This window comes from Aquimarina callyspongiae (assembly GCF_034322225.1).
In the GTDB taxonomy this organism is placed as follows: domain Bacteria; phylum Bacteroidota; class Bacteroidia; order Flavobacteriales; family Flavobacteriaceae; genus Aquimarina.
This window is the reverse complement of sequence record NZ_JAXLPA010000010.1, coordinates 66,593-80,239: the sequence shown is the minus strand read 5'-3', so window position 1 is coordinate 80,239 and position 13,647 is coordinate 66,593. Positions and strand designations below refer to the sequence as shown.

At 39.9% G+C, this 13,647-nt stretch carries 1 protein-coding gene; it reads right to left on the bottom strand.

Annotated features, from left to right (window positions below):
* Window positions 1–13,642 (bottom strand): DUF7507 domain-containing protein (locus tag U0D62_RS25060; protein ID WP_322290110.1); only part of this gene is annotated, 13,642 nt, incomplete at its 3' end.
* Window positions 13,643–13,647: the final 5 nt, after the last annotated feature.

Genomic DNA, 13,647 nt, shown 5'->3' with positions numbered 1-13,647 from the left:
GACGTAAGTCGGTGACTGTTGGATCGTCTGGATTTCCATCATTGTCCGGATCTACATCGGTAGTATCATCTGGATCATCAGAGTCATCTTCTACGGGTGGACCTAATGGGTTTAATGGGTTCAGGGCACTGGCTACGGCGGTATTACTAAAGCTACCGGCGGTAATATCACCAGCGGTAATGGTATAACTCGCGGTATAGGTACTGTTATCACTGGCACCTACTACCAGATCAATCGTTGTTGCTGGTGTTACGGTAACTAAGCCGTCCGTAACACTGATTCCTGTAAGGTCTACATTACCCGTGTTAGTCACTGTAAAGACATAATTGATCGTATCTCCGGCATCAATGATACTATTCCCATTGGTATCTACATAGGTATCAGTCTTGGTGATATCCAGTAATGGTTGACTCAGGTCGGTTACTGTTGGATCGTCTGGACTTCCGTCATTGTCCGGATCTACATCGGTAGTGTTATCTGGATCATCGGAGTTATCGGTGATATCTGCTCCTCCCAGTGGATTAGGGGCTGTCGCTACTGCCGTATTACTAAAGCTACCAGCGGTAATGTCTGCGGCAGTAATGGTATAACTCGCTGTATAGGTACTGTTATCACTCGCACCTACTACTAAATCAATCGTCGTAGCTGGCGTGACTGTAACTAAAGCATCGGTTACACTGATTCCGGTCAGATCTACATTTCCGGTATTGGTCACTGTAAAGACATAATTGATTGTATCTCCGGCATCAATGATACTGTTACCATTGGTATCTACATAGGTATCGGTCTTGGTAATATCCAATAGTGGTTGACGTAAGTCGGTTACTGTTGGATCGTCGGGACTTCCGTCATTATCCGGATCTACATCGGTAGTATCATCTGGATCATCAGAATCATCTTCTACGGGTGGACCTGTTGGATCTAAAGGATTTGGTGCACTTACAACTGCCTGGTTACTGAAACTACCGGCGGTAATGTCTGCTGCGGTGATGATATAACTGGCTGTATAGGTACTGTTGTCACTTGCTCCTACTACTAAATCAATCGTCGTAGCTGGTGTGACTGTTGCCAGAGCATCTGTTACACTGATTCCTGTAAGGTCTACATTACCGGTATTGGTTACTGTAAACACATAATTGATCGTATCCCCGGCATCAATGATACTATTCCCATTGGTATCTACATAGGTATCGGTCTTAGTGATATCCAGTAATGGTTGACTCAGGTCGGTTACTGTTGGATCATCAGGACTACCATCATTGTCCGGATCTACATCGGTAGTATCATCTGGATCATCGGAGTCATCGGTGATATCTGGGCCTCCTAGTGGGTTCGGTGCTGTGGCAACGGCGGTGTTGCTAAAATTACCGGCGGTAATATCTGCGGCAGTAATGGTATAGCTCGCGGTATAGGTACTATTGTCACTCGCACCTACTACTAAATCAATCGTCGTAGCTGGCGTGACTGTAACTAAAGCATCGGTTACACTGATTCCGGTCAGATCTACATTACCGGTATTGGTCACTGTAAAGACATAATTGATTGTATCTCCGGCATCAATGATACTGTTACCATTGGTATCTACATAGGTATCGGTCTTGGTAATATCCAATAGTGGTTGACGTAAGTCGGTGACTGTTGGATCGTCTGGATTTCCATCATTGTCCGGATCTACATCGGTAGTATCATCTGGATCATCAGAGTCATCTTCTACGGGTGGACCTAATGGGTTTAATGGGTTCAAGGCACTAGCTACGGCGGTATTGCTAAAGCTACCGGCGGTAATATCTGCGGCGGTAATGGTATAACTCGCTGTATAGGTACTGTTATCACTCGCACCTACTACTAAATCAATCGTCGTTGCTGGTGTTACTGTAACTAAGCCGTCCGTAACACTGATTCCTGTAAGGTCTACATTTCCGGTATTAGTCACTGTAAAGACATAATTGATCGTATCCCCGGCATCAATGATACTATTCCCATTGGTATCTACATAGGTATCGGTCTTAGTGATATCCAGTAATGGTTGACTCAGGTCGGTTACTGTTGGATCATCAGGACTACCATCATTGTCCGGATCTACATCGGTAGTGTTATCTGGATCATCGGAGTCATCGGTGATATCTGGGCCTCCTAGTGGGTTCGGTGCTGTCGCAACGGCGGTGTTGCTAAAGCTACCGGCGGTAATATCTGCTGCGGTGATTATATAACTCGCGGTATAGGTACTGTTGTCACTTGCTCCTACTACCAGATCAATCGTCGTTGCTGGTGTTACTGTAACTAAGCCGTCCGTAACACTGATTCCGGTCAGGTCTACATTTCCGGTATTGGTCACTGTAAAGACATAGTTGATTGTATCTCCGGCATCAATGATACTGTTACCATTGGTGTCTACATAGGTATCGGTCTTGGTGATATCCAATAGTGGTTGACGTAAGTCGGTTACTGTTGGATCGTCTGGATTACCATCGTTATCATCATCTGTAGCATCTGATGGATCGTCTGGATCATCAGATAAACTGGTGATAAGGTTACCATTTGGATCACCTGCATTAACTGTAGCTGTATTACTAAAGTTTCCGGCGGTTATATCTGCAGTCAAAATAGTATAAGTAGCTGTAAAAGTTGAATTATCTACTGCAGCAGGTACCAAAGACGCTATTGGTCCCCCACTTACAATCACATTAGGATCGCTATCTGTAACACTAATACTTGTTAAGGTAGCAGTACCATTATTAGTAACTACAAATACATAATTAATCGTATCACCTGCATCGATAATACCATTACCATTGGTATCAACATAAGTATCTACCTTGGTTATCTCAAGATCATTTACAACAGGATCTCTCCAATTTGGTTCGCCTCCAGGACTATCAGTATCTGGGAAGGGATTACCTGCAGTTTGCCCTCCATTCGTAGGACCTCCTACATCCGTAGTACTTGTACCATCAACATCAAAATTATCATCTAATCCATCAGCATCAGCATCGGCATTTGCTGGAATTGTATTTGCTACTCCATCATCATCTGTATCATATGCTTCAATTGTATCGCTTTCACCATCTTCATCAGAATCCAAATCAATATAATCTGCTCCATCTGCCAATCCATCTGTATTTTCCGGAACTATTGGTGTTCCCACCAATCCACAAATAGCTATAGTACAATCAGAATCATATTGATCATCAATACCATCATTATCTGTGTCATTTCCACTTGGCGCTGCATATCCTGAAGTAGATTGTCCTTCAATATTATCTACGATACCGTCATTATCTGCGTCAATATCAAGGTAGTTAGCTCCTCCTGTACCATCAGTATTTGTTGGTGTTGCAGTAGTTGCAGCGGAAGTATCATCAGATTCTACGGAGTTTGCAAGTCCGTTAGCTCCAAAATCAGTAGGAGTACCATCTATTATTCCATCATTATTTGTATCTGTAGCTCCATTATTTAATTGTCCAGATTCAGTCAAGTCCGTAATTCCATCATTATCACTATCCAAATCAAGTCGATTTACTATACCATCTCCATCATTATCACAATTTCCGTTATAATAAAATATTGTCAATCTTCCAGCTTCACCATTACCTGAATTTGCTGTATAATTTGCCAAACTAATTGGTCCATTACTTCGCCAACCTGGAGGATCTGTAGTGTCTACGAAAACAGAAAAAGCAGGATTTAATATAGAATCATCTGTAATTACAATATCTCCTAATGTTGCAGGCGGAGCAGGTGTAAGATTTCCAAAAATAGAACCATTAAATACTGGTGAATAGCTTAAGGATTCTCCCACAAATAATCGACCACTACCATTGGATATTGTTAGATCATATGGTGTATTTAAAGAAAAGGCTAGTTCTCCATTTTGTACATAAAAGTTAGCACCTGTATCTGGAGTTGCAGCTCCTGTCTGATCTAAGCCATTGGCTCCAAAGAATTCTGTATCCGTCCCATCATAGGTCCAGGTAACTGTAATATCTACCCCAACCAGTTCAGGAATACTTAATGTGGTTCCTATATCTGTGAACGTTTGTCCTCCAGGAGAAGCGACTGTAGGTGCATTAAGTCCTAAAACTGTCCAATCTAATATTATAGAATTTAATGTTCCACATTCTACGGTATCTAAGATTCCGTCATTATCATCGTCAATATCGACCAAATCTCCTATTCCGTCATTGTCTGCGTCATCAAATACAAGGTCACATGCATCCGGGGCTCCATCACCATCTCCATCGGGACCTCCTATTTGTTGATAATCATCTGTGCTATCTGTATCTCCATCAACTGGATCTGTATACGTTGCAGCGATCACCAAACCATTTGCATCTACCGCAGCTGGATCTGTACCAAAAATTCCTGTGTCTCCACCATCAGCAGTTGGATTATTATAAGCCTCATTAGCATCGCTACAACTATCACCATCACTATCTAAGGTAAGATAATCAAGGGTTCCATTACTTCCGGTATCGGTAGGAGTAATTCCTGCACCTCCATTTGCTAAAGATGGCACTCCATTTGTGGCTGTGTTATCTACATTATTATCGTCATCATCATGTCTTCCGTCATCATTGTTATCTGTTCCGCCAGCTTCTATTACATCATAGATACCATCATTATCTGCATCTAAATCTAAGTTATTAGGGATCGCATCATTATCAGAATCACAAACTAGCCAGATTCCAAATGCTACGGCTTGTCTACCACCTTGATCAATTACTACATCTAATACAGTTGCATTTCTCGAGTAATGAATGCTATTATTTGCATCTGTACTATTTGAAATCAGTTCTCTAGTTCCAACACCGCTAAATGAACCTCCTGTTCCTATTGACTCAAGAAAAGACCAAGTTTCTCCATTTGTTGTATATGCTATGGATTCACTTCCTAAAGCTGTTGTTTCTGCATCCAATGCTAAAAGATCAATTGGAAACGGCACTCCTCCTTTGGTAGCAACAAACGTTATAGTAAAAGAAGCATCTACTCCATCATTAGCTGGTAAGGTATAAAATGCCTCTGCAGTACCTACGGTATCGTATAATTGCCATAATGCTGCTCCTCCAAAGGTTTGCATATTGTTAGGAATAAAAACATTAGCATTTACACTATTAGAAAAAGTGGCTGTAATCGATAAACCGTCTGGTAGATTAAATGTTTGAGAATCTCCATCATGAATTCCATCTAGAAAAACAGGATCGTCCCAATTAAAGAAATATAATTGATTTTGAAATGCTCCTGTTCCTGAATTAGAATTGGCGACCGCTGGTTGATCACAAGGGCGTTCAACATCATCTAAAATCCCATCATTATCATCATCTAAATCTACAGCATCACCTACTCCATCATTATCAACATCGTTAAATATCGTATCACAAGCATTAGGTGTTCCATCCCCATCATCATCAGGGCCTCCTATTTGTTGATAATCATCTGTACTATCTGTATCTCCATCGACTGGATCTGTATATGCTGCAGCTACTACCGCACCATTAGCATCTACAGTTCCTGCAATATCTGTTAAAGGTTCTGTTGCTACATTACCTGGGTTATACACGCCGCCATCGCCGCCATCGGCATTTGCATCGTTATAAGCCTCATTTGCATCACTACAACCATCACTATCACTATCTAAAGTCATAAAATCCAGAGAGCCATCGCTTCCAGTATCGGTTGGTGTATTTCCAGCTCCTCCATTTGCAGCCGATGGCACTCCATTGGTAGCTACATTATCAGAATTATTATTATCGTCGTCATGACGTCCTTCCTGCCCTGTAGCTCCACTCAAGGTTCCTCCTCCTTCGATTGTATCATAAATACCATCATTATCAGAATCTAGATCCAAGCGATCTGCTATATTATCATTATCTGTATCTCTATCATAACATAGTACAAAAGAGTTTGCTCTGAATAATAACCAAGAATCAAATAAGGCATCTCCGTTATCGGCAACTCCCATTTTAATTGTATTATTTCCTGCATTTAATACTGCAGAAAAAGTAATTGTAGTTGTAAATCCATCTGCTTCTATATTTATAGCTGTGGGATCTGTTTCGTTATCTACATAAAAAGCACTATCAATAGTATTATTTACTGTATCAATACTTAATTCTGATCCTGAAGATGTCAAGGCTACATTGGTCCCATTTACAATTACCTTGGCAGCATCATTTACCCCTCCATTAACAAAATCATTGTACTCATCTGATGCGAATATAAATTGCCCGGTAATAGAAGTTTCAGCTGGTACATTTACAGTAATTTCTAAACTTGCTACATCAAATTCAGATGTACCACCTGCAAAATCTGGATCGGTACCTCCTCCCGCAGTTCCTGTTCCATTGACTCCATCTCCAAGAGCTGGGCCAAAAGTAGCGAACGGTGGTGTTGGTTCGTTTTCAAAAAACTGATTTGATAATACATCATCCAATTCCAGTACATTTCCAGAAGAAAATATGATTCCTTCTCCAAATTCTACAAAAGCTCCTGCAGCTCCACCACCACTGGTTACCTCATCACCATCATTAAAGGTTCCTATTTGAGGAACGGCTCCAGAACCGATATTAACACTTGAAGAAACTAATGTAAGTACTGTGTTAGGTGCGAACAAAAAATTTGCTAGTGTCGTTGGATTAGTTTCGGCTGTAATTTCAAAAATTGAATTAACATCATCAGTTAATGTCGTACCAAAGGTTCCCCCTCCTAAAGTACATTCATCTGTATCTAAAATACCATCATTATCATCATCCAAATCTATACCATTAACAACACTATCTCCATCAGAATCTGCATTAGGCATTGCTGGACCTACGGGATCTACAATAAGTGCTGGTGTGGCACTTTCATCTCCAGGTTGTCCATCTGTAATCGTATATGATGTTGTTGGTACTACTACTCCATTTATAGTGGATGTCCCTACAGTTGTAGTAAAATTATTGTATGTTGCATTATTGGCTCCAGGTGCTGTAGATCCATATTTTCTAAAAATATCTATTGTACTTGCATTATGCCAGTAAATAATAACATTTGCAGATTGTCCTGCTGCTCCACAAGCTAAAGTAAAATCCATTAAACCTATTGGATAATCATAATCATCATCCAAAGAGGCTAATTCTATTTCTTGTAGAGGATTCATCTCAGTAATCTGAGCACAATCTCCAGTAACAACGACCTCTAAGGTTACATATCCCGTACCTATTGCATCTGGAATTGACGCTACATGAGGTTGCATTGAATCTGGGATTCCATCATTATTTCCATCCCCACCATTAGGTCCTTCATCTTCAACAACTGCTGGCACTCCGTCTCCATCATCACATGCTGTAAATATGGTATTATCAATTACCGCAGGAACGGCTATATTACTATAAGTTGCAGCAATTACTAAACCGTTTGCACCTACTTCTCCATCAATTACTGTTTGTGGATCATTATCGCCATATTGACCTCCATCATTACCTTCTGCAACATTATTATTGGCACCTTCATTAGCATCACTACAGGTATCTCCATCGCTATTTAGGTTTAAATAATCAGGAGTACCAGGCGTAGTTTCAACAGGAGCAGTTCCTGCTGGTGAAACTGTACTTGGAATACCATTTGTTGCAGTATTATCTGAATTATTATTATCATCGATTTGACGTCCTTCCTGACCAGGAAAAGTACTTGCTGTTCCTCCAGCTTCGACAACATCATAGATACCATCATTATCAGAATCTAAATCAAAAATATCTTGTATTCCATCATTATCTGTATCTACACATACATTTTCGAGGACTGAAAATCGAAATCCTTCAGCTGCAGCACCGCCTGTTGCAGAAATTGTAAATGAGGTAGCTCCTACAGGAAATATTACATTCCATTGCAATAGATTGTTATCAATCGTTCCTGATTGCGTAAAACTTCCTCCATTAATAATTGTAGCTCCATCAGCCTGATCGGTTTGATTGGCTGGATCATTGATTACAGCATCTCCAGTACCTCCAACCCAACTTATTGTATAAGTACCAAAACGAGAACCAAAATCAGGTCCTGGTGGTTCTGGCAATTGTACATCTGCATCTACATATCCATATAAAGCTAATTGAATATCTGCTGCTCCAGCAGATACAGAGAAATTCGCCGCTGTTAAATCCCAAGAATTTGGTGGTGCAGCGTTACGATAATAAAAATACAATTCATTATTCGTAGAAAGCGCGTATTGTTCTAATTGTCCGTTGCTGAAAGTGTGTGTTATATTCCAAGAGGCGGCCGTTCCTGAAGGCAATGTAATCCCTCCCGATTCGTTGCCATCAACACTTCCATCATCCACAACTGTAAAAGTTCCCGGTTGTAATGTTCCCTGACATTCTACACTATCCAGAATACCATCGTTATCATTATCCAGATCAACTGAATCTATTACATTATCCGTGTCAGTATCTAATGCAGAGCCGTTTATAGTAATATTTAGATTTGCAGTTGCTGTATTTCCAGTGTTATCAATTGTATCGATAAGTGTATATGCAATTAAGTCTGTTAAAGTATTACCTGTCAACAAATTAATCACTGCTGGATTTGTATCATCCACGACATAAGTATATGTTCCATCACCATTTACTGTTATAAAACCATAGGTGGTTGGTATCTGTACACCAACATTGGCTGCATTTCCATTAATTTCACTAATTCGAGGTGCTCCAGAACCTTGCCAGTTTAAGTCAGAGACTCCTGCAATCTGTGTTCCATTATCCGCTGCAGTGGCATCCGGACCATAGTTATAGTCAAAGACTATTTGATCAACGGGAGTATCAAAATATATACTCACATTACCGTGCGCATCATCTGGTGGTACTGATCCGGTACCGTAAAAAGTATCTGCTCCAACCTGCGTTACAGAACCAGACACTTGTGGTATATAGCTAACATTTGCTCCTGTCAGACTACCCGTGACCATCATTTGATCTTGCCAAGAATCCCCTTGAGACCAATCAATATCTGATAAGGTAAAAGAAAGATTTACTACAGGTTCATCAAAATCGATTGTTAATGTACTGGATTGAGAAGGGTTAACGCTTGCATCTATTACAAATTGTAAATACCCAAAATGTCCTCCGTTTGTTCCTGTTTGATTTACCACCTGATCCTGATTGGCTACCCCAATCCCATCAGGATCATTAGTAGTAAAAGTAAGGGTTACACCCGTAGTCGGTTCTACTCTGGCTTGACCATCAATAGGAGCTGAAAGCCCTACAAATACTCCTCCTGGAGTACTAAACTGATTTTCCCATATAAATTGTGCCAAAGGCCTATCTCCTGTATCAACTCCAAACCCGTCATCATCAAAAATAATGCTGCCAGTGGCTGTAGGATTTGTATTTACCGTAACATTATTTGCATTATCTGTAGCTACTGGTAATTCATCGACACCATTTATGGTTATAGTTATAAAACCATAATCTGTATTTCCGGCTATATCCTGAATAGCATATGAAATAATATCTATTAATGAAGCCCCGCTTCTTAAGCCACTCACCGCTATATTACTAGTGTCTACTGTATAATCATAATTACCGTTAGGCTGTACTGTAATTGTACCGTATGTAGAGGCAAAAGGATTACCCACAGCAGCTGTTATACCATTTACTTCGCTTATTGTTAACGTTTCTGGTGTTGTAAGATCTGTATCATTAGCTTCTAAATCACCGCTAATTGGTAAAGTAGCGTTTGCTAGTATTGAATTAACATCATCTACCGCATTTGGTAAATATTGTACATTAATAAATGAATCGGCAGAACCTGTGGCTAATGTTCCATCTTCTGTGACAGAAACATTCATTGTACGTACACCTTCTGTTCCTCCTCCAGTTCCTAGTTGATTTCCGTATTGAAAAAAAGTAAGGAATAAATCAAAATTCACTGTTGGAATAACTCCTCCCACTGAATCCACAATATTGAAAACTCCGGGAGAAGGGTTAGAAATCACTAATGTATTACCGCCATATACAGCATTAAAAGGTCCTCCTGTGGTTGATAAATTAAATGAACCTACAAATGCTCCTGTTTCATCAAACAAACCTATCAATTCTTGGTTAGTATCTACTACCCCAGAAAAAGTTATTGTTGCATCTATAATATTAGTACTAGTAGTAGTAACTGCCGCTCCAAATTGAACAGTTGGACCTACTAAGCCGGCCGCAGGTTCTGACACTATGTTTGCATCATTACCTGGCAAAGCACCGTTTAAATCTACTGATACTACAGCTGCTGCACTTAACGCCGGTCCTGATGGATCTACGATTTCAGCACTTGTAGCACTTTCATCTCCTGGTAATCCATCTGTTAAACTATATGTTGTTGTAGGTACTGTAACCCCATCTATCAGAGCTGTACCTATAGTAGTTGCAAAAGGACCATAGGTAGCATCCATAGCTCCTGGAGCTGAAGACCCATATTTTCTAAAAAAATCTATTGTTGAAATCCCATGCCAATAATAAGTAATGTCTGCGATATCTCCAGAACTACCGCACTGCAACGTAAAGTCAATTAACCCAACGGGATAATTGAAATCAGGGTCTGTTACCCCTACTGCTGCTTCAGTAAGTGCAGACATATTGGTTATTTGAGAACAGGTTCCTGAAGTAATCTCCAGCGTTACATAGGTTCCTCCTCCAGAACCATCAATTATAGAACCTACATTACCTTGAAATGAATCAAGAATTCCATCTCCATTACCATCTCCTCCATTAGGAGCCGCGTTTTCTATAATATCAGTAATATTATCTCCATCGTCACAAGCAGTATTATCACCGGCGTTAGTAACTACTGCTGTCGTGTTTTGAGGACTTCCTGAAATAGTAGGTACTCCATCTGCATCTACAATATCTCCTAGACTATTATCTACATCTAAATCTGTAACAAAAAAGCTTCCAGCACCTTCTACGGCGTCAGGACAACCATCGGCATCAGCATCTATTGATTGAAAATCAAAATCACCTGTGCTATCTGTATTTGCAATTGTATAATTAATCGTTCCTGAATCCGCAGGACTTTCGGCCCCATCAAAAAGTCCATTGTTTCCAGATCCTGTGTCTTGTCCTGTAATCTTACCATTTGTATGCGGTAATCCATGGCCCGCTTCTACAACGTCATAAATCCCATCATTATCACTATCCAGATCAAAGAAATCCGGAACACCATCTCCATCTGTATCAAAAGTTCCTTGAATAGCACCATCATCATTACCTATAGCTCCGTCTCCATCATTGTCGTCCAAATAAGCAAAAACCCCATCTGTATCTCCATCTGCATAAGGATCTGAAGGGGATTCATCAACATTAGTAATTCCATCTCCATCTACATCAATATCTATAGGATCTAATGTGATATCCTCATCATCATCTATAGTTGATGGTGCCGATGGGCAAGCAAATCCATCATTACTCGTTGTTACCACCGTATTATTAAGTAATGATCCCGTGGGAGTTCCAGTTGTATAATCATTAATTAAATACAATCCTCCGTCATTAAAAGACACATATAATCTATCTTCACCGTCGGCAAAAGCCGCTCCATAACCAACTGTGGTAGAAGTTGGAACATTGAGACCACCTACAAGGCTTTTTTCAAAAGATGTAAGATTATATATATGTAAATTGGCATCTCTATCTACTCCATATAAACTTCCGTTAATAAACGCTACATCATTTACGGTTCCTGTTGGTAGTGTGCTTCCTCCAGGTCCTGTAAAGGTAACCGGAGTTAATGCTGGTGAACCTCCTACGGTGCGGCGAGACAGATTATCTATTCTATGATATTCTTCTCCTATATTAATCCATAAATTATCATTATCATCTACATCACCCGATATTCCACCAGAGCCAAATCCTGTAATCTCTCCTAAATCTTCAATCGCACCATCTTCTCCTATTCTTATCAAATGGTTATGAATAGGGCTAGATCCTCCTCCTTTTCCTATTGCATACACATAGTTATCTAATCTATTATATCCAGTTGCATTATAGGGTTCTGTGGTTGCAATAGGTACAGAATATTCTCCTGTTACTGGGTTGTACGTTCTTAATTCTCCCGAAATAACTTGATAGAAAGAACTCGGGCAATTAAAAGCTGTTAATGAGCTTGCGGGTCCGCAAGCATTGGTATCTCCTGCATCTGTTACTGCAGCTGTGGTGTTTTGAGGACTTCCGGCAACTGTCGGGACTCCATTAACATCTACTACATCTCCTAAACTATTATCACCATCTAAATCCCCTACTATAAAAGTACTTGCTCCTTCTACAGCATCTGCACAACTATCTCCATCTGCATCTGTTGATTGAAAGTCCAGATTACCAGCAGCATCAGTATCTGCAATTATATAGTTAATCGTTCCAGAATCTGCCGATGTTTCTACTCCATCAAAAAGTCCATTTGCTCCTGATCCGGTATCTTGCCCTGTGATTTTACCATCAGTATGTGGTAAACCATGTCCTGCCTCAACCACATCATATATTCCATCATTATCGCTATCTAAGTCAAAAAAATCAGGAACACCATCACCATCTGTATCAAAAGCTGTTTCTACCAATCCGTCTACATTACCTATTGCTCCCACAGCATCATTATCATCCAGGTATGCAAAAATTAAATCTGCATCCCCATCAGCAAAAGGATCTGAAGGAGATTCATTTAGATTGGTTAGTCCGTCTCCATCTAAATCTAAATCTACGACATCTAAACTATTGTCTTTATCCTGATCAATAGCCGATCCAGCAGTTGGACACGAAAATCCATCATTTCTATTTGTATCTACAGTAGACGCAACATATTGAGCAACTGGAGTCGTTGTATAATCATTTATTAAATACAATCCACCATCGTTAAACGAAACATATAGTCGATCGTTGGCATCAGTGTAAGCCGCTCCATATACTGCCCCACTTACTGGTAAACCAGTAATTGGTACAATAGTTCTACTCGGTGTCGTTAAATCCCATATGTATAATTCTGATCCATCGTTGGTTCCGTACAATGATCCATTAATAAATGCTATGTCAGCAGCATTCATAGTACCTGAAGCTGGTCCTCCGAAAAAACCATTATTAAGGAAAGTCGTAGAAATTATTCTTCCAGCATCAGGGGTGAGTGTATTTAAGCCATCTACTTGTCTCAAATTAGCACCACTACGTAAATATAAACTACCTGTATTATCAAAATCTGCTGCTATAAACGAAGTTCCTCCTGGTCCTGTTACATCCAGTTCGCCAAGATCTTCAATATTGCCGTCACTTCCTATTCTTATAACATGATTAGAAGCTGTAGTACCTACTTCGTAAACTGCATATAAATAGTTGTCTATAGGATTATATCCTCCAGCATTATAATCATCTAAGGTGTTAAGCGCTGTCCCATATGTGCCATCAGCCGCATTATATTCTCGTAATTCTCCTGATATAACCTGATAAAAAGTGCTTGGACAATTAAAAGACGGTAATGATGACTGAGCATATGTCAAATGCCCACAAAACAGGGTAATAAATAAGATAACATTATATCTATATTTATATGCATTTGATGCTACTCTTAAATTAGGTTCTCTCAAGCTAAGCATCAAGCTTTTATCAAGAGAAATTATTCTTAATAATAATCGGGTAAAAATTTCCATATTAC